A 19370-nucleotide genomic window follows, 5' to 3' on the forward strand; every position below is an offset into this window, starting at 1 on the left:
TATCAAACTTTACTGTGAATAAGTTGTGTTAGCAGATTTATTGGATATTTAATTATGCGCAATGTTATTTGTAGTTGTAATTCAAAAAGTAAATTTACCAATCATTTTCTATTACAGATGGTCGTTAAATTACATATAAAAGGAAAAAAAATGAAAAAATTAATCGGCATGTTTTTACTTTGTTTACCGATGTTGGCGGCGGCATCAAATTGTGATGAAATTAGCCGTAACATTGCCGAAAAAATCAAAAATAATGGTGTAGATCCGTCACTGTTTCAGCTGAAATTAGAATCGGTTGATAAGCCAGAACAGCAAATTGAAGGTAAAATTGTGGGATCATGTGATCGTGGTCAGCAACATATTATTTATGTTCGTTTAGATAGCTCTACAACCACGTCACAAACACCGTCAACTAATGCAAAAGATGAGCCTACACAAAGTGATGACGACAACTTAACACAGCCCTCAACAATTAATCCAACAGAAGAACAAAATGTTCAACCGACTCCCCAAGATAATCAATCAGCACCGGTACAGAATTAATTATCAGTAGTTAGTCACATTTTTGAGTCAAAAAATAGGGCGTAATGCCCTATATTTTTATGGCATAGTTATAGTAAATGGTTGTAATTTGCTTTGGTATCATCGCTCCATACACTTGCTTGTACTTGGCCAATGTGTTTTTGCTGTAAAAGTAGCATGGTTAGTCGTGATTGACCAATACCGCCACCAATCGTTTGTAATAAATCCCCATTGATTAAAGCTTTATGCCAAGCAAATTGCAAGCGATCTTCGTCATTAGTCAACTTTAATTGGCGTTTTAATGTTTCAGGATCGACACGAATACCCATTGATGAAATTTCAAAGGCACTATTTAATACCGAATTCCATACTAAAATATCGCCATTCAAACCTTTAGAGCCTAAATCGTTATTGCTACTCCAATCATCATAATCGGGGGCACGCACATCGTGTCTTTCATTATTTGAGAGCTTACCGCCAATACCAATTAAAAATACAGCGCCAAGCTCTTTGGTGATGGCGTTTTCGCGTTCTTTGGGCGGTAAATTTGGATAGCGTTTTAAAAGTTGTTCGCTATCGATAAAAGTGATTGATTCGGGTAAAAAGCGTGAAAGATGATATTGTTGAGATACCGCTTTTTCGGTTGCTTTAATAGCGGCATAAATATTATCGACAGTTTGTTTTAAATAAGTTAAATTGCGATCTTCAGGGCGAATGACCTTTTCCCAATCCCACTGATCAACATAAACGGAATGAATTGGCGAAAGCTGATCTTCGTCAGGGCGCAATGCTTTCATATTTGCATAAATTCCCTCGCCAGCTTCGAATTGGTGATCACTTAAAATCTTACGTTTCCATTTTGCAAGTGAGTGTATAACTTCATATTGTGCATTAGGAATTGCTTTTACCTTAACTTGTACTGCGTGCTCAGTTCCTGACAAATTATCTTGAATACCATCGCCCACTTTGCTTAATAACGGGGCTTGCACTTCAATAAGTGATAAACGCTCGGCAAGCTGATTGGCAAAAAATTGCTTAACAAAGCTAATTCGCTGCTGTTGCTCTTTAAATGATATCGTCATGTTTACACTCTAGTTATTTAGTTTTTGGTGTATGAGTAAGGTAAACTAGATGAGTACATTTTGCAAGATGTAGATAGAGTATTAAAACAAGGTTTTATACGTATTTAGTTTTATGGTTTTTGATAATTTAGCGCATTGCTAAAATAGAGAAATTTATAAAATTAATTAGAATTACATAAAAACAGTCAGAAAACCAATTGATTTTATTTGATTTTTTAATTTGTTACTATATTTCAAATATATAATTAAATAATCCGTGCTAATCAAAATGTTATTGATAAAATAGGCAATTACTATAACAAAATAAAAAAAAGTGAAGTGAGAGGCGAGAATTATTGATGTGAGTGTCTTTAATCGAAATAATTTGGAGTATATTTAATGAATCATCCTCGCAAAGCAGTAAAATTGATGCTGATATTTATCAGTACATTAATGGTTATTAGTATATGTCTATTCTATTTTTGTTTTTCTGCGCAAAGTAAAAATTATGTTGAATCGGAAGCTATACCTATGGACTATACAATTTATCCTTCAACTATTCCCGAAAATCAATTATTACGCATAGACGAAGCTGAACAGCTATATAGGCATGCATTCGACGATCAAGTATTCTATGGAGTAGTTGATCCTGATAACTTAGTAAAATTTATTAAACATGCTTGGCAATGGGATAAAAATGCAATGCCTTATTATTATGAACTGCTTCATTGGGAAGATTTGTATGATGGAAGGGGAAAAGAAGATGGTATCATGATGTCTTTTACTGAGTTTATACGTAAATATCGCGATCAGTTAGTGGATAATGCCGGTAACCCACTAGTTGAACCTAAAGTGTTTAGAAGTATTAAAATGAGAGGTTATTTATGGGATAAGTTTGCTGATTTAAAATATCCCTATTTTGCTTACCGAAAAGCTGGCGGTATAGCCCTTGTGGATATAATGAGAAAGGAATGGCATTTCCATGTCCAGATGATAAATTAGAAAAAAGTATTAAATATCTAAACTATGCCATTGAAGGGGGCTATCATTGCTACGAGGCCTTGATAGCCAGAATGTTATTTCAACAAGGCGACCATTATAAAGATGAACATTATAAAAAGATTAATAAATTAACTGAATACCGAAAATCCTTAAAATCAGAAGATTTAAAATTGTCGATTGATTATGCGCAGTTAATGGCGGAGCATAGCTCGATTATTGGTATATTACGGGTTACCGAAGCCTATTTATATGGATTAGGCCGTGAGCATGATATTGTTAAAGCCTATGCATGGTCGCTATTAAGTGATTATGCTAAACAAAAAATCGAGGAACAAGGTAACAATTTAGCGTGGGATTCTGAGCAACTCCCCCCAGTTTGGGAATATAACGAGCAAATTCAAAATCATTTAGAACAGATCCTCACCCCAGCACAAAAACAAGCAGCGCAAGGTTACCTGACAGAGATAACAGCCAAAATTGTAAGTTGGAACTATAATCGTTGGCGTGATGAAATTGAGGATTTTCATCCAAAACCTTAATTTATTGGCATTATTAATTTCAGTTAAAATTGCTCTTTAATATCAAGCATAATATCATAAATTAAGGTGAGTTTATGGAGTTATCTAATATAACGTTATCAATAAAAAACCGTTCTTAAATAAACGGTTTTTTATTGATTGATACTAACTTAATGCTTATTAAGCTTTGTATTTTTTCATTACAATTGAGGCATTAGTGCCGCCAAAACCAAAACTATTTGACATGACTGTTGTGAGTTCACGTTCAGTTGGTTCGGTAATAATATTCATACCAATGGCCGCTTCATCAAGTTCATCAATGTTGATACTTGGAGTAATAAAGCCATGCTCTAACATTAATAATGAATAGATAAGCTCTTGTGCGCCAGTAGCACTTAATGAGTGGCCTGTCATTGATTTGGTTGATGAAATCGCTGGAATGTTATCACCAAAAACTTGTTTGATTGCCCACAATTCTTTGACATCTCCAACTGGGGTTGATGTACCATGAGTATTGATATAATCAACAGGTACATCTAAGTCTTGAATAGCCAGTTGCATACAGCGCATTGCACCTTCGCCTGATGGTGCCACCATGTCATGACCATCTGATGTTGCACCATAGCCAACAAGTTCACCGTAAATATGAGCTCCACGCGCAAGAGCATGTTCTAGCTCTTCAACAACAACCATCCCCGCACCGCCAGCAATAACAAAGCCATCACGGTTTTTATCGTAAGCACGTGATGCCTTTTCTGGATTGTCGTTATATTTGGTTGATAAAGCGCCCATAGCGTCAAATTCGCAAGACATTTCCCAGCAAAGCTCTTCACCACCGCCAGCAAAAACAATATCCTGTTTGCCAAGTTGAATGAGTTCAGCTGCATGACCAATACAGTGAACCGATGTTGCACAAGCTGATGTCATTGAATAGCTAACACCTTTAATTTTAAATGGGGTTGCTAAACAAGCCGAAATTGCTGATGACATTGATTTGGTTACTGCATAAGGACCAACTCCTCGTAATCCTTTTTCTTTCATGCCAGCAACGACATTGTATTGTGTCTTAGTTGAACCACCATAGCCCGCAATTAGACCAGTACGAGGGTTAGAAACTTGTTCAGGGGTTAATTTTGCATCTTCAATAGCTTGTTGCAAAGCAAGATAACCATAAATAGAAGCATCATTCATAAAACGAACAACTTTGCGATCAATCAATCCTGTAGTATCTAGTTTGACATTTCCGCATACATGGCTACGCATACCGCTATCTTTCATTTCTTGAGAAAAGGTAATACCGCTACGGCCAATTTTTAGTGATTCTAAAACTTCTTTAGTATTATTCCCAATACTTGAAAGAATTCCTAACCCTGTAATAACAACACGTTTCATTTACTATTTAGCTCCTAAGTTATATCTGGCTTCATACAAAAAAGTGCGTTGATTATAGCGTACAGTTGTAAGCTGAACAATACTTTGCCGTGTTTTTTATTTCTGTATCCTAATATCGCCTTAATTATTTATATAGGTAAAGCAATTACAATAAATTTACTGCTTAAAAAAATGATTAAAATAGTGAGTGATGACGGTTTTTGTCAGCAATATATACTTGCAAAAACTACTATGGTTACGATATACTGTATAAATAAACAGGTAAATATTAAGTTCAATATGACTGAAAAAATAATAACCAAACTGGAAATTTTAGCTGAATCGGCAAAATATGATATTTCTTGCTCGTCGAGTGGTGCATCAAGAAATAATAAAAATAAAGGCATAGGTAATGCATATAAATCTGGTATTTGCCATTCATTTACCGCTGATGGGCGATGTGTTTCTTTACTTAAAATTATGCTAACTAATTATTGCATGTTTGATTGCGCTTATTGCATTAACCGACAAAGTAACGATATTCCTAGAGCTGGTTTTACTCCGCGTGAATTGGCTAACCTCACCATTGAGTTTTATCGTCGTAATTATATTGAGGGTTTATTTATTAGTTCGGGCATAGTTAGAAGTCCCGATCATACCATGGAAAAAATGATTAGAGTGGTAAAAATTTTGCGCCATGAGCACGATTTTAATGGTTATATTCATATGAAGGCGATCCCTGGTGCAAGTAACGAGCTAATTAATCAAGCTGGCATATTAGTTGATAGGATGAGTGTTAATTTGGAAATTCCAACCGAAGAAAATCTTAAATTATTAGCACCTGATAAAGATCACCAAAGCATCTATCAGCCTATGCGTCAAATTCATCAAAATCTATTAGAAAATATTGAAGATCGCAAAAAATTTCGTGCCACACCCAAATTTGTGCCCGCCGGTCAAAGTACACAAGTTATTATTGGTGCGACAGATGAATCAGATAAACAGATATTACAATTAACGGCCAAACTTTACAAACGACCCAGTATGAAGCGGGTTTACTATTCGGGATTTATTCCTGTAAATGGTTACGATAAACGTTTACCTGTAGTGCAAGAGGTGCCAAGAGTGCGTGAAAACCGTTTATATCAAGCGGACTGGTTACTGCGTTTTTATAATTTTAATGTTGATGAAATTGTTAACGATCAATACCCCGATCTTGATTTGACTGTCGATCCAAAGCTATCTTGGGCCATCCGCAACCCACAATGCTTTCCAGTTGATGTTAACCGTGATAGCTACCAAAAAATTTTGCGGGTGCCAGGTATTGGTGTTAAATCGGCCAAGTTGATTGTGATGGCAAGGCGTCATCGAAAGCTTACTTTTGATGCGCTTAAGCGCATTGGCGTTGTTTTAAAGCGTGCGCAATTTTTTATTGTTTGTCATGAAATGAGGAAATTTAAGGTGCTTGATTCATCGGCCGAGTATATCCGACTCTCTTTGCAAGATCGCCCTTTGTTAGAGGCAAAGCAAGATAATATTCCACATCAACTAGTCATGGGATGGTAGAGCATGTTAGCATTCTATTACGATAAAAGCTTTGAAGGATTATTATGTGCGGTATTTGAGGCTTTTAAGCTTAAAAAAATGCCTGAATGTTTGTTAGCTACAGAGCAGGTAGAGCCACTATTAGTATCTGACACACATCATGTCGAATTTGATAATGCCAAGTATGAGCGTGTTCGAAAGGCATTAATTAACAAACTTAGTAAAGTTGCTCTACGCCATTTAATGTATGTTTGGTTATCTGAACTGCCCGAAAGTGATTTAATCGTTTTTCGCTATATTTGCAAGGTATTTAAATCATCTCAATCAATCGAAACCGATTTTGCCGATCAAGGTGTGCTGGCGGTACATGATATCGCTAAAAAAGTTAGCCGAGAACGGCATCGTGTGATCCAATTTGTACGTTTTAGTGCTATAAATAATCCTGTTAAAGATGTGTTTAATGATAAAGAAGATAAAATCTATTTTTCAATCATTGCTCCTATATATAACGTATTGCCGTTGGTACTAAAGTTTTTTAAAGATCGTTTTGCTGATCAAAAGTGGGCTATTTATGATGAAAAGCGCGAATATGGTTATATTTATAATTTACATAGCATTGAACCCGTTTCGCTGACTGATAAAGATGATTTGATTATTAACAGTCAAGTGAATAAAAATTATCTAGCTAGGGATGAAGCATTATTTCAAACCATGTGGTTACGTTATTGTAATGCGTTAACTATCAAGGAACGAATCAACCCCAAATTACAAAGGCAACAAATGCCAAGTCGATTTTGGCATTATTTGCCAGAAATGAAACTCATGTTTAAATAAATCCTAAAACCAAAGGCCGCCAATAATTGACAGCCTTTAGTATAATTTAATAAAAATTATTGAGAATCAATATCGTTAATAAAATCATTAATAGATTCTTCGCGTTGTTGCTGTTTATTTTCGTCTACTTTACCACCAGAGGCTACAAAGTCATGACGTTGAAAGTAAGCATTGCGCATAAAGTTATAAGGATCATCGCTATTTTTAATTAAATCTTCATATTCAATCGCAACTGCACGAGCTTCAATACCGTCAAATACACCACGTACTAACGCCCATTGCCAATCTAACCAAACAAGCGGAGGATAAAGAGTATCAACCACGCTACCACCTTCGTTTCTTAACGTTGCGGAACCATAAAATGGTAATACAACATAAGGGCCATAAGGCACATCGTAATGACCTAAAACATCGCCAAAAGTTCGTTTTCCACCTTTTTGCAATTGTGGATCTGACATACTTGCAACATCCACCAAACCAGCAAAACCGAAAACCGTATTTAAGAAAAAGCGTGCTAAATGTGTTCCCGCTTTGTGAACATCGCCTTGTAATAAGTTGTTTGCCATTGATGCAGGTTCGGAAAGATTAGATGAAAAGTTAACTACACCTGTACGAACAGGTGATGGAACGTAATCCTTCCAAGCAACTGCAGCTGGACGTAAGACATAAGGATCAAGCGCATAGTAGTTAACATTAAACATGGTTTTGTTAAAGCCAGATAATGGGTCACTATAGGAATTTGTTTCAGGTTGATAAGTGGCACAACTGGTAAGCGCCATCACAGAAAACATCATACCAACTATTCGTTTTTTCATAGTATCTTTAATTAAATTTAATGAGGTTAAATATAGTTCAATTGTATCATGATTACTTAGAATAAAAAAAATAAAAAATTTTTCGTTATTTAAATGGCATTATCTTTGCAAATTTATTAGAATAAGCCTCCTATGACCTCATAGTTAAATGGATATAACGAGCCCCTCCTAAGGGCTAGTTGCAGGTTCGATTCCTGCTGGGGTCAAAACCCGCCAAACAGACACAGCTTTACATTGATATCCGCAATAAACTTTGATGCTCACTATAAATCAATTAAGTCAATTTTGTTGTACAGTAAAATTTACGCCTTATCAAATCATCTAAAGCTTTATAACCCTTTTTTTGAGCTGTAAAATAAAACAAATAAAAACATTGTGTTAGTGATTTTCTGCAAAAAAGGGTTTTTGGAGACAAAAATCCTATTTGCCTTTTGGCAAACAAAGTTTATAGTATGTTTGTTTCTAGTTTAACGCCGTGTAGGCGGTTTAGAAATGAACGAGTTTATAAAAATAAATATTCGTATGGTTTAACGCCGTGTAGGCAGTTTAGAAAATTGCGGTGGCTCGCACCTCCCAAAATTTATAGCTTAACGCCGTATAGGTGTTTATTTTATATAAAAATAATAGCTTAATGATTTATTATTAAAAATTTAATAAAGCAGTAAGCTGATATTTTACAACACTCGAAGATAATTATTGCTATTTATTCAGCGTTGAATAGTGTTGGCGCTCTAGGTTTGTAATTAGCAAATTTTATACTCAAACGCGCATCCACCTAAAAGTTTTTACATTGTGATTTATCGAGTTTTGATAGCGTTACATTTTTAATTACAAAATAACGCTAGCATTAATGTTGAAGATAAAGAAATAGTTAATATTACTCTAACAGTAGAGCTTTGTGCGTATTTTAATTATGTGGCAATGATCATTCTTTAGAATAGTTCGTTCATTTTACAATTTTGTCTTAGATTGATGTAGGTTTACCACGAGTTTCCCAATTAAAAATTGCTAACCAGATAGTATTTATTGTTTTTAGTGGTAATTAATTTATTGTCTAAATAAAAGCTTAACTTCTTGGATTGATTTTTGATTATTAGATGCCATATGTTTTTATTATTTGAACTGTTTGGTTGTTTTTTCGCGTTTTATTTGTCATTGTTGCGAGTGATTCGCATTTTTATACTAAAAATAACTTTTCTTTTCTTTAAAATACGTGTTGTTAATTTAATGCTATTACTTTTTTATTAATACTGTCATCTTTTTTAGGAAAAATAATGTCATCTTTTACCCTTAACCAACTACCTTTAGGGCACGAGGCGGTTATTTCTAGATTATTGCCCGAATCGTTACCCTTTCGTCGAAAGTTACTTGCAATGGGTATTACACCGGGTTGTAAGGTTTTGGTTGTGCGTGTTGCGCCACTTGGTGATCCGATCGAGATCAAAATGCGTGGTTTTTTGCTTTGTTTACGTCGTAATGAAGCGAAAGCTATTGAAGTAATGGAGGTCGCTGCGTGAAGATAGCACTCATTGGTAATCCTAACTGCGGTAAGACTACGTTGTTCAACTTATTAACAGGCTCTAAACAGCGAGTAGGAAATTGGCCTGGCGTGACTGTGGAACGTAAAACGGGTATTTTTACTTATCATCATAGGCAATATGAGATTATCGATTTGCCTGGCACATATTCGATAGAGCCTGATCCACTCAGTGTTTCGCAAGATGAACTTATTGCTCGTCAATTTGTATTATCTGAAAGTGACAGTGTTATTATTAATATTATTGATGCAACAAATTTGCAACGTAGCCTTTATTTAACGTGTCAATTAATTGATTTACAAGTCCCTATAATTGTTGTGTTAAATATGATGGATGCTATTAAAGCTATTGGCGAACAGATTAATGTTGATATGTTGTCTACACTACTTGGTTGTCCTGTTGTTGCGATATCTTCTACAAAAAAACAAGGTTTATCGCACTTTTATCAACAAATTGAAACCATGTCGAAAAATCCACAAATTGCTCAGCCGTCGGTTGATCTACTTGGTGAAGAGCAGCAAACTGTTATTAATCGTTATGTTTGCGATCTACCCGAAGATAGCATTATACGCCAATTTAATCGCTGGCAATTGATGGATGTATTATTGGATGATTCGCGTTATAACTTGTCGCGATGTGAGAAAAAAATGTTAGTGGATTGTCGTTTAAAACTTGCACAATGGTGCGATAATGAAATTGATGTGGCACTGGCTAGCGCTCGTTATGATACGATTGATGCAATTTGTAAAAAGGTGATTGAGAAACCACGTGAGCTTAGTCATCGGTTTTCTGAAATACTTGATAATATTACCTTAGGACGCATTACTGGCATTCCCTTCTTTTTGTTGGCTATGTATGCCATGTTTATGGTGGCGATTAATTTTGGGGCAGTATTTATTGATTTTTTTGATGTACTGTGTGGTACTGTTTTTGTTGATGGCACAACTGAATTACTTCATGCTATAAATGCACCAAATTGGCTTATCGCGATTTTAGCTAATGGCATTGGTCGAGGTGTTCAAACTGTTTCGACGTTTATTCCTGTTATTGGTGCCATGTTTTTTTGTTTATCTTTTTTGGAGGATTCAGGCTATTTAGCCAGAGCAGCAATGGTCATTGACCGATTGATGCGATCTATTGGTTTACCAGGTAAGGCATTTGTGCCAATGCTAGTTGGTTTTGGTTGTGGGGTGCCAGCTATTATGGGTACACGAACGCTAGAGAGCACTCGTGATCGTATTATGTCGATTTGTATGATCCCTTTTATGTCGTGTGGGGCAAGATTGCCTGTGTATGCGTTGTTTGCTGTGATATTTTTCCCTAAGAATGCTTCGATAGTGGTGTTTACTTTATATTTGATCGGCATTGCTGTGGCTATGCTAACAGGGTTTGTGCTTAAATTTACGCTATTAAAAGGTTCATTAACGCCGTTTATTATGGAAATGCCTGTCTATCGTATTCCGACTTTAAGTAGCTTATTTAGTTTGACGTGGCAACGGTTAAAGTCATTTATATTTAGAGCAGGTAAAGCTATTGTATTAATGGTAACGGTACTAAGCTTACTTAATTCGTGGGGAAGCAATGGATCGTTTAGGGCTGAAAGCTCACAAGACACTATGCTTTCAGTGATTAGCCAAGAGATCACTCCAGTATTTGCACCAATGGGCATTACCAACAATAATTGGCCTGCAACAGTGGGTATTTTTACTGGTATTTTCGCTAAGGAATCGGTAATTGCAACATTAAATTCACTTTATTCTATGAATGATAATAACGAACAAGCTGAGCCATTCAGTTTGTCACAAGGCGTTTTAAAAGCATTAGCTACCATTCCCCAAAATTTGCAGACCTTGTCTGATGCGGTCTTAGATCCATTAGGGCTCACTGCTGTTTCGCAAGATATTGATTCGTTAAAAGTTGATTTAGAGGTAGATTCGGCGACGGTTTCACAAATTAAAATGGCTTTTGGTTCGCCTTCTGCCGCTATGAGCTATTTGATCTTTATTTTACTTTATACTCCTTGTGCCGCAGCGTTAGGGGCTGTATATCGTGAGGCTGGCTCAAAATGGATGATATTTGTGGCAATTTGGACTTTTACTATTGCGTGGCTAGCAGCAACAATTTATTACCAATGTACTTTGCTTGGACATTCGGCTGTAGCTACTTGGTGGCTCTTAGGATGCTGTATCTTTATTGTTGTGGCTTTGCTGTTTATGCGTTTTTTAGGTCGATATTCAACTTTAAATCAATAAGTTGAACTCAGTTTATGAAATCGTTGAAAATTATTGTATTGTCATTAAATAAATGGCGGGTTAATTTGTAAAAATAATAATAATAGAGGAGCGATTTGCAGGGCTCTCCCTGTAAATCATATTAATGTTATGTTAATGACGTCAATTCGTGATTATGTGCAATTAAAAGGCCGTGCATCATTGCAAGATATTGCAAGGCACTTTCGTTTACCTGAAAGTGCCACCGAGCAGATGTTACGGTTTTGGATAAAAAAAGGAATGATTAAATTAATCGTGCAAAATCAATCAGTTCCTTGTCAAGCAGATAAATGCCATTCTTGCTCAAGTTGTAATTTAACAAATCATATTGAATATACTTGGGGGTAATCAAATGCATTTGTTAGATTTGTCTGACTATTTTAGTATTCATTAGTTTTTATTTTTATTGGTAGATTAATACAAATTAATAGAGATTTGATTTTGTGATTTAGTTCTCATAATTGAAATTATTTGTACGGTAAAAATAGCAAATATAACTAATAAAAATAAGTGAATTTATCTTGGTAAAGCTTGATAATAACGTCTTATTTACAGTTTGAGCTGTTTGTTTTTGCCAACAATATAATGAAATCATCGTCCGATGACAAAGTCGTTTTATTATCGAATAAATGTTATTATACTTTCATTATAGTAAAGCGCTGTATGAGGATAAAAAATATGAATCAATTAGATGAATTTAAAAAACTAACAGTAGTTGTAGCCGATACAGGTGATATCGATTCGATTAAACAATTTTCGCCTGAAGATGCAACAACTAACCCCTCTCTTGTTTTAAAGGCGGCACAGCTTCCTCAATATCGGTATTTGATTGATTCTGCGATTGAAACAGCTAAAAAATTAGGTGGTAGCAAAGAACAGCAATTGATTAATGCTTGCGATCAAGTGGCAGTCAATATCGGTGCTGAAATTTTAAAATCAGTGCCAGGACGCATTTCGACCGAAGTCGATGCTCGTTTGTCTTTTGATAAACAAGCGTGTATTGAAAAAGCTCGTAAAATCATTGCGCTTTATAAAGAAAAGGGCATTGATAAGTCGCGCATTTTAATTAAAATTGCATCAACGTGGGAAGGTATTAAAGCGGCTGAAGTGCTCGAAAAAGAAGGCATCAACTGTAATCTAACTTTATTGTTTTCATTTGCACAGGCACGAGCTTGTGCTGAAGTAAATGTCTTTTTAATTTCGCCTTTTGTTGGGCGTATTTATGATTGGTATCAAGCTAAAAAACCTATTGATCCTTACAATGCGGATGAAGATCCAGGCGTTATTTCTGTTCGTAATATCTTTAATTACTATAAACAGCATGGTTATAAAACCATTGTAATGGGTGCGAGCTTCCGTAAAGTCGATCAGATTTTAGCGTTAGCTGGTTGTGATAGATTGACTATTGCACCTAACTTACTTGCTGAAATGCAACAATCAAATGCCACTGTTGTTCAAAAACTTAATCCAAATCAACCTGTAGTTGCTCGACCAGAGCCAATGACTGAAGCCGAATTTAGATGGCAACATAATAGCGATGCTATGGCAGTTGAAAAGCTAGCCGAAGGAATCCGTGCTTTTGCCATAGACCAAGGCAAATTAGAAGATATGATTGGGGCATTATTATAATCATTTTGAGCACTAGGGGAGTTAACTCCCCATCTTTACCACTATTTTGTTTTGTTAATTTGACTAACGATTTCGCAAGTAATTTTACCTTGCATATATTAACAATTTTTAACTCAAAAATTTTTTTGGAGATTACAACATGAATGCAACCTCACTATCTCACCGCGAACTGGCGAATGCGATAAGGGCATTAAGCATGGATGGCGTGCAAAAAGCAAAATCAGGCCATCCTGGAGCACCTATGGGTATGGCGGATATGGCTGAAGTCCTTTGGCGTGGTTTTTTAAAGCATAATCCAACTAATCCAAAATGGGCTGATCGCGATCGTTTTGTTTTATCAAATGGTCATGCGTCTATGTTGATCTACAGTTTATTGCATCTAACAGGTTATGCGGTGACAATTGATGATCTTAAAAATTTTCGTCAGTTGCATTCAAAAACAGCAGGTCATCCTGAATATGGTTATGTGCCAGGCGTTGAAACGACCACAGGTCCACTAGGGCAAGGTATTGCTAATGCTGTTGGTATGGCTATTGCCGAAAGAACCTTAGCTGCGCAATTTAATAAGCCCGATCACACTATTGTTGATCACCATACTTATGTGTTTATGGGCGATGGTTGTATGATGGAAGGTATCTCGCATGAAGTATGTTCGTTGGCTGGTACTCTTAAATTAGGAAAACTCATTGCATTTTACGATGATAATGGCATTTCAATTGATGGAGAAGTTGAAGGCTGGTTTACTGATGATACAGCTAAACGTTTTGAGGCTTATGGTTGGCATGTGATTAGTGGTATAGATGGTCATGATGCCAAAGCGCTAAAACAAGCCATTGAGCAAGCGCAAGCAGTAACTGATAAACCGTCATTATTAATGTGTAAAACCGTTATCGGATTTGGTTCGCCAAATAAAGCGGGTAGTCATGAAAGCCATGGTGCGCCATTAGGTGATGCCGAAATTGAAGCAACACGTAAAGCACTTGGCTGGGATTTCCCTGCTTTTGAAATTCCTAAAGCTTATTATGATGCTTGGGATGCTAAAGATAAAGGTAAGCAGTGTGAAGATGAATGGAATGCCCGTTTTGATGCGTATGCAAAAGCTTATCCTGAATTAGCCAAAGAATTTACACGCCGTGTTAATGGTGATTTGCCTGAAAATTGGTTACAAATTGCTAACGATGTGGTGAATAAATTACAAGCTAATCCTGCAACGATTGCAACACGTAAAGCATCGCAAAATGCCATTGAAGCCTTTGCACCTGCTTTACCTGAGTTTTTAGGTGGTTCAGCTGATTTAGCGCCAAGTAACTTAACTATGTGGTCAGGATCAAAAGAAATTTTAGCTAATCCTAGTGGTAATTATATCCATTATGGTGTGCGCGAGTTTGGTATGTCCGCTATCATGAATGGTATTGCATTGCATGGCGGGTTTATTCCATATGGTGCGACTTTCTTAATGTTTATGGAATATGCACGTAATGCGATTCGCATGGCTGCGCTAATGAAAATTCGGTCATTATTTGTTTATACTCATGATTCAATTGGTTTGGGTGAAGACGGGCCAACGCATCAACCTGTTGAACAAATGGCTAGCTTACGTGTTACGCCAAATGTTAGCACATGGCGCCCGTGTGACCAAGTAGAGTCAGCGATTGCATGGCAATATGGTATTGAGCGCAAAGAAGGACCGACAGCATTAATCTTTTCAAGACAAAACCTAAAACAGCAAGAGCGTACAGCTGAACAACTAGCTAATGTTTATCGTGGTGGTTATATCCTAAATGATTGCACGGGCGTACCAGAATTGATTATTATTGCTACTGGTTCGGAAGTAGAGCTTGCTGTTGAAGCGTATCAACAACTGACCCAAGCAGGAAAGAGAGTACGTGTGGTATCAATGCCATCAACTGACGCATTTGATAAACAAGATAGTGCTTATAAAGAGTCAGTACTGCCATCATCAGTGACAGCTCGTCTTGCTATTGAAGCGGGTATTAGTGATTTTTGGTATAAATACGTTGGGTTAAATGGCAAAGTTATTGGCATGACAACTTTTGGTGAATCAGGACCGGCTGATCAACTGTTTAAAGAATTTGGCTTTACTGTTGAAAACGTACTTACACAAGCAAAAAGTTTGCTGAAATAGGTAACAATTAGCACTCTCAGTAATGCACTAAAAAACGCCATCATTTAGATTTGTTGATGGCGTATTCAAAACTAGTATCAATTAAAAGGATTTGGGTCTTCTTTTAATTGATCAAACTGAAATAGTTTATTGGTTTTCCAGTCTTTTATTTGTATTTGTATTTGTATTTGTATTTGTATTTGTTCTGGTATGTCTGTTAATTCATTTAGCATATAATCATGTCGTACATCTAATTTAATTCCTAACCAGTTGCTTAATAAATAAACAAGTTGTAATCCAGATATTTGTTTATTAATTTTTTGTTGAGGTTTGTTATCTGAATCAAAAAAGATAAAAGGAATTCGATAGCTATCTTTATATTCGGCATTGTGTCTTAAGTCATTATATTGGTCGGTATGAGCAAGTCCACAAAGCGAACAATAAAATAGCCTTGATTATAAGTTTTAACTTATTGATAGTTTGACTAATAAGATAAGCTATTTTCTTTGATGTTGCTCGCATAATGAATAGTCATTTCTGCACTAAGAGGTGTTTTAATGATTATTTTATTTTAAAAACCGTTAACTTATTCAAGTTGTCTTGAATTTTAATATTTTTAGCTAACTCAGCTGCTAGCGCTTTTAATAGGTATCAGCTTGTTTAATGTTTAATTAAACTTTTGGTTTTTATAAATGATTAGTCATTCTTCGGTTACTTCCTTTGTTGGTTGTAGATTGTTAATTTGAATTTTATGTAATAAATTATCTTCGCAATTAAATGATATCGATTTCTAAATATTTTTTACAACTATCGCACAATAAATTTATATAAGCTTTTTTCATTAGGTTAAGGTATTCGACATTTCTTTTAAAAATATATTTGAATATGAGCTTAAGTTATCTTGGTTTTTCCCAAATGGATGCCTTTTTCCTAATTTAATTAACCAGCGACTAAATTGATTTAAATAGGCTTTATTATCAGCATTAACTTCAAATATTGCCGAATCACAATAAGATTCGACTAATAAATCTAGCAATTGTAAAAAATCCTCATCATTTTTTAATATTTCTTCAGTTTTTAGTAGTTGAAGAGAATTCATCAAATTTATTATTTCAGGTAACGTTAAAATAGTTGGGCCATTTCTTATATTAGTCAATATTTCTTGAATCATTTTTATTTACCTAAAATTAACATGTAGAATTTATTAAAATATATAATAACTCATGCTTACTGTTTTAAATTCACATTTTCAGCGAGTTGTGTAGAAATTTTTATCAAAAAACATGATACGGATGATAACAGGTAATCATTACCTGTTTGCCCAAATAGGTGCTTAAATATGGAGTGATTACGTTTTTTCGCATTTGAGTGCCCGTAGTGATCATTATATTATTGTGCTTATTCTTAACCCTTGAGCACTTAATCCCTAAGCGATAGCTAAAACTATGGGGCTAATTAAGGCTAATTGCCCAAAAAGATAGCTCATGCAAGGTGGCTCAGTAAGATTAACGTTGGTGATGATCAAGCGCTTTAATGAGTAAAAAAACACAAAAGCGCTTCTATAAAAGCAAAAAACGAATTTATATTGAAACACGACCTACCTGAAAGTTTGGATAAAATTCCTAATTATAATCAATACAAATTCATTACTTTTTCTAGATACTTAATAATGCATTATTTTTAATTAATCTTTCTTAAATACTAAGGCGTTATTTAGTAATTCTAGCACGAGGTTAAGCGTGTCTTGTAGAATTTGTTGATGCAGGTTTGGCTTATTTTTGTATACCACACTAATATTGGCAAGCCCTTCAAGTATTACCATTAGTTTATTTGTTAAAGATGCCTTATTGGGGTAATTTTCAAGCTTATAAAAAATAAGATTTCGAATAAATTCTTTATGCTCTACCACAATATCAGATATGCATGATGAATCTTCTGGTATTTCTTCCATTGCACGGATAAACAAGCAGCCGTTAAAGTTTTCTTCGCAATACCACTTTTCATGCCATTCAAAAATCTTCATAATAGCTTCTGTTCCATTAAGGTTTAAGATAGCTTCGTTAAGTTTTGCTTTAAACCTCAAATCTCTTTGCTTTAATACTTCAAGTATCAATTTATCTTTACTGCCAAAATTATTGTATAAGGTTGTTTTAGAGCATCCTGATTTATCTCTTATCTCATCGACGCCAGCATTAGCAAAACCACTTCGATAAAACAGCGCTTCAGCTGTTTCCATTATTCGTTTGTATGTTTTTTTCAAAATAAATTACCTGAAATAAATTGCAAGGTGTACTGATCTGTACTACTATTAATTTTGTACAGATCGGTACAGTTTTATTTAATCATTATTATAACCAAACAGGACAATAGCGAATGAAATTCTTTTTTTTCGATGGCGAAAAACTATCAAGTAGACCCAAATTACTGGACTTAACACAGGGGGTGTTAGGCGGCTTTTTGGCAATTTTAACATTAGTATATTTGACAATATACTCTGGTAGCTATTTTATAATGGCTCCGTTTGGCGCTTCTTGTGTAATTTTATTTGCAGTTTCTCAATCTCCTTTGGCGCAGCCTAGAAATGTGATCTTTGGGCATCTTATCTCAGCGTTTATTGGGTTGCTGTTTTTAAAGTTGCTTGGTGATTCAGTATTCGTTATCGCTTTCTCTGTGGGATGTGCTATTGCTGCTATGCAGTTTTTGCGATGCGTGCATCCACCAGCAGGCGCTAATCCGCTAGTTATATTGTTAACAGCAAATCAAATTAATTATGATTTTAGCTTTTTGCTGTTTCCCGTGTTATCAGGCTCTATCGCATTAGTTATCATTGCGTACATTGTCAATAATCTTATCGGAAAAAGCAAGTGGCCAATCTATTGGTTTGCGCTCTTTCGTAATAAAAAATTATAGATAAATTTCCAATAAAAACGCGACTAATATTATTTTTATTGGAAATAATATAATTGTTTTTTCTCAAACCTGCTTGCAAATGGATGCAAAGATTTACAGCTAATATTGCAGTTAATTTAACGGTTAAGATTCTAAAGGAAGGTAATACGATAGTCGTTGTTGCTTTAGTGTATTGAGTAATAATCTAAAGCAATTTCGAGTTGGTTTTATGTCATCATTAATGGTATTTTATCACCACAATCATTATTGTTTTTCATTGTTGTAATTTTTAACTAATATTGCATAATAGAAATAAGTTATCACAATCAAAGCAATAATCTTATAAATTATTTAAATTTTAGAGTACAATAATAGTTACTTATCTTAATGATCATGTCTTATTTTGGTTTTTGCTCATAAAATAAATGTGAGTTGATTGTCAATTACACAAAAGTTACACCGATTTTTATATAAATTGTTACCTGTTCCAATTTGGAAGTTTTGTTCAATTCTGTATTTGGAATTGTAGTTCAACATATTATGTTAGCTGGGAGAAAGGAAATGTATTTATTAGAAATGGCACCAAAATTTTTGTTAGCACTAGTTATTTTACTTATTTACGTCAAGTTATCAGGTAAAAGTCAAATTGCACCAATGTCACAGCTTGATCAGGTCGGTAGTATGGTTATTGGTGCGCTCGTTGGGGGAGCGTTGCTGAGCCCAACGGTATCACCATGGGAGGCAGCGGGGTTAGTTGCTATTTGGGCTGGCTTGCTTGTTTTGATCCGATTTATCAAATCTAAAAATTCACGTCTACGAGATGCTATAGATGGTGAGCCTATTCAATTAGTTAAAAATGGTCATTTAATCACAGATAATTTTGTTAAAGCTAATTTACCAGTAAGAGATTTTGAAACCTTAGTTAATATACAAGGCATAGCTTCGTTTGATGAGTTAAAAGAAGTTTGGTACGAGTTAAACGGTTCTTTAACCATTATCAAACAAGGTGATAAAGATATTGCCCTGCTTATTATTGAAAACGGCAGTATTAGTCATGATAATCTTGAGCAACTCAAAAAAGATGAAGATTGGGTTAAACGTGAAATTTCTAGGCAAGGCTATGAAAAAATAGAAGATATTTTTTGTGCTGAGTGGTTTGATAATAAGTTAATTATTTATCCTTATGATGCGGTTCGTGAAGGTAAAAAATAAACATTACTTGTATTTTAGGGTGGCGCAATCCACCCTTTT

The 19370-nt window shown here is 35.1% G+C and carries 17 protein-coding genes and 1 tRNA gene; 13 read left to right on the top strand and 5 right to left on the bottom strand.

The window, feature by feature from the left end; all coding sequences use genetic code 11:
* Positions 1-150: 150 nt before the first annotated feature.
* The gene (locus A9G47_RS02415; protein WP_065566294.1) at positions 151-543 is read left to right on the top strand and encodes a DUF1161 domain-containing protein; all 393 of its coding nucleotides are present in this window, start codon (positions 151-153) and stop codon (positions 541-543) included.
* Between the two features lie 68 nt (positions 544-611).
* Here A9G47_RS02415 and asnA read toward each other — a convergent pair whose 3' ends face one another.
* Positions 612-1604 (bottom strand): aspartate--ammonia ligase, encoded by a 993-nt coding sequence (gene asnA / locus A9G47_RS02420; RefSeq protein WP_065566295.1) that lies wholly within the window; start codon positions 1602-1604, stop codon positions 612-614.
* A gap of 378 nt (positions 1605-1982) precedes the next feature.
* Between asnA and A9G47_RS02425 the strand changes: the two genes are divergently transcribed.
* Entirely contained in the window at positions 1983-2585 is a 603-nt protein-coding gene (locus tag A9G47_RS02425; protein WP_065642073.1) for a hypothetical protein, read from the top strand.
* Entirely contained in the window at positions 2555-3124 is a 570-nt protein-coding gene (locus tag A9G47_RS02430) for a hypothetical protein (RefSeq protein WP_065642074.1), read from the top strand. Before A9G47_RS02425 ends, A9G47_RS02430 begins: the two co-directional genes overlap by 31 nt.
* Positions 3125-3283: 159 nt before the next feature.
* On the opposite strand, the gene fabB is transcribed toward A9G47_RS02430, so the two are convergent.
* On the bottom strand, positions 3284-4495 hold the full coding sequence (fabB, locus tag A9G47_RS02435) for a beta-ketoacyl-ACP synthase I (RefSeq protein ID WP_065580577.1): 1212 nt from the start codon (positions 4493-4495) through the stop codon (positions 3284-3286).
* 279 nt (positions 4496-4774) lie between these two features.
* Here fabB and A9G47_RS02440 point away from each other — a divergent pair, with 279 nt between their 5' ends.
* Entirely contained in the window at positions 4775-6040 is a 1266-nt protein-coding gene (locus A9G47_RS02440) for a putative DNA modification/repair radical SAM protein (protein ID WP_065642114.1), read from the top strand.
* Between the two features lie 3 nt (positions 6041-6043).
* A complete protein-coding gene (locus A9G47_RS02445) occupies positions 6044-6853 on the top strand; it encodes a TIGR03915 family putative DNA repair protein (protein WP_065642075.1) in 810 nt (269 codons plus the stop codon).
* A gap of 56 nt (positions 6854-6909) precedes the next feature.
* On the opposite strand, the gene A9G47_RS02450 is transcribed toward A9G47_RS02445, so the two are convergent.
* Complete coding sequence (locus A9G47_RS02450; protein ID WP_065566299.1) at positions 6910-7668, bottom strand: MlaA family lipoprotein; 759 nt, start codon at positions 7666-7668, stop codon at positions 6910-6912.
* A 134-nt stretch (positions 7669-7802) separates the two neighbouring features.
* Between A9G47_RS02450 and A9G47_RS02455 the strand changes: the two genes are divergently transcribed.
* From A9G47_RS02455 to tkt, 6 genes are all read left to right on the top strand, one after another.
* Positions 7803-7874, top strand: a tRNA-Arg gene (locus tag A9G47_RS02455).
* Positions 7875-8942: 1068 nt separating this feature from the next.
* A complete protein-coding gene (locus A9G47_RS02460; RefSeq protein WP_081297763.1) occupies positions 8943-9185 on the top strand; it encodes a FeoA family protein in 243 nt (80 codons plus the stop codon).
* Positions 9182-11458, top strand: coding sequence for a Fe(2+) transporter permease subunit FeoB (feoB, locus tag A9G47_RS02465; protein WP_065580575.1), 2277 nt, complete (start codon positions 9182-9184; stop codon positions 11456-11458). Before A9G47_RS02460 ends, feoB begins: the two co-directional genes overlap by 4 nt.
* A 129-nt stretch (positions 11459-11587) precedes the next feature.
* Positions 11588-11824 (top strand): FeoC-like transcriptional regulator, encoded by a 237-nt coding sequence (locus tag A9G47_RS02470; protein ID WP_081303496.1) that lies wholly within the window; start codon positions 11588-11590, stop codon positions 11822-11824.
* A 330-nt stretch (positions 11825-12154) separates the two neighbouring features.
* Positions 12155-13105 carry a transaldolase gene (gene tal / locus A9G47_RS02475; RefSeq protein WP_065567596.1) on the top strand — a complete coding sequence of 317 codons (951 nt, stop codon included), beginning with the start codon at positions 12155-12157 and terminating at the stop codon, positions 13103-13105.
* Positions 13106-13244: 139 nt separating this feature from the next.
* On the top strand, positions 13245-15251 hold the full coding sequence (tkt, locus tag A9G47_RS02480) for a transketolase (RefSeq protein WP_065642077.1): 2007 nt from the start codon (positions 13245-13247) through the stop codon (positions 15249-15251).
* Positions 15252-16071: 820 nt separating this feature from the next.
* On the opposite strand, the gene A9G47_RS02485 is transcribed toward tkt, so the two are convergent.
* A complete protein-coding gene (locus tag A9G47_RS02485) occupies positions 16072-16401 on the bottom strand; it encodes a hypothetical protein (protein WP_065567593.1) in 330 nt (109 codons plus the stop codon).
* A gap of 513 nt (positions 16402-16914) precedes the next feature.
* Complete coding sequence (locus tag A9G47_RS02490; protein ID WP_065642078.1) at positions 16915-17490, bottom strand: TetR/AcrR family transcriptional regulator; 576 nt, start codon at positions 17488-17490, stop codon at positions 16915-16917.
* Between the two features lie 113 nt (positions 17491-17603).
* Between A9G47_RS02490 and A9G47_RS02495 the strand changes: the two genes are divergently transcribed.
* Both A9G47_RS02495 and A9G47_RS02500 read left to right on the top strand, forming a co-directional pair.
* The gene (locus tag A9G47_RS02495; RefSeq protein WP_065642079.1) at positions 17604-18140 is read left to right on the top strand and encodes an HPP family protein; all 537 of its coding nucleotides are present in this window, start codon (positions 17604-17606) and stop codon (positions 18138-18140) included.
* Positions 18141-18680: 540 nt separating this feature from the next.
* A complete protein-coding gene (locus A9G47_RS02500; RefSeq protein WP_065642080.1) occupies positions 18681-19331 on the top strand; it encodes a DUF421 domain-containing protein in 651 nt (216 codons plus the stop codon).
* The last annotated feature ends 39 nt before the right edge of the window (positions 19332-19370 follow it).

It is taken from the genome of Gilliamella sp. WF3-4, from assembly GCF_001690275.1.
Lineage (GTDB): Bacteria > Pseudomonadota > Gammaproteobacteria > Enterobacterales > Orbaceae > Gilliamella > Gilliamella apicola_C.

Excerpts from the sequence above, each read along its gene's own strand:
- A9G47_RS02415 (WP_065566294.1), top strand. The coding sequence starts at position 151 with ATGAAAAAATTAATCGGCATGTTTTTACTTTGTTTACCGATGTTGGCG.
- asnA (WP_065566295.1), bottom strand. The coding sequence starts at position 1,604 with ATGACGATATCATTTAAAGAGCAACAGCAGCGAATTAGCTTTGTTAAG.
- A9G47_RS02425 (WP_065642073.1), top strand. The coding sequence starts at position 1,983 with ATGAATCATCCTCGCAAAGCAGTAAAATTGATGCTGATATTTATCAGT.
- A9G47_RS02430 (WP_065642074.1), top strand. The coding sequence starts at position 2,555 with ATGGCATTTCCATGTCCAGATGATAAATTAGAAAAAAGTATTAAATAT.
- fabB (WP_065580577.1), bottom strand. The coding sequence starts at position 4,495 with ATGAAACGTGTTGTTATTACAGGGTTAGGAATTCTTTCAAGTATTGGG.
- A9G47_RS02440 (WP_065642114.1), top strand. The coding sequence starts at position 4,775 with ATGACTGAAAAAATAATAACCAAACTGGAAATTTTAGCTGAATCGGCA.
- A9G47_RS02445 (WP_065642075.1), top strand. The coding sequence starts at position 6,044 with ATGTTAGCATTCTATTACGATAAAAGCTTTGAAGGATTATTATGTGCG.
- A9G47_RS02450 (WP_065566299.1), bottom strand. The coding sequence starts at position 7,668 with ATGAAAAAACGAATAGTTGGTATGATGTTTTCTGTGATGGCGCTTACC.
- A9G47_RS02460 (WP_081297763.1), top strand. The coding sequence starts at position 8,943 with ATGTCATCTTTTACCCTTAACCAACTACCTTTAGGGCACGAGGCGGTT.
- A9G47_RS02470 (WP_081303496.1), top strand. The coding sequence starts at position 11,588 with ATGTTAATGACGTCAATTCGTGATTATGTGCAATTAAAAGGCCGTGCA.
- tal (WP_065567596.1), top strand. The coding sequence starts at position 12,155 with ATGAATCAATTAGATGAATTTAAAAAACTAACAGTAGTTGTAGCCGAT.
- tkt (WP_065642077.1), top strand. The coding sequence starts at position 13,245 with ATGAATGCAACCTCACTATCTCACCGCGAACTGGCGAATGCGATAAGG.
- A9G47_RS02485 (WP_065567593.1), bottom strand. The coding sequence starts at position 16,401 with ATGATTCAAGAAATATTGACTAATATAAGAAATGGCCCAACTATTTTA.
- A9G47_RS02495 (WP_065642079.1), top strand. The coding sequence starts at position 17,604 with ATGAAATTCTTTTTTTTCGATGGCGAAAAACTATCAAGTAGACCCAAA.
- A9G47_RS02500 (WP_065642080.1), top strand. The coding sequence starts at position 18,681 with ATGTATTTATTAGAAATGGCACCAAAATTTTTGTTAGCACTAGTTATT.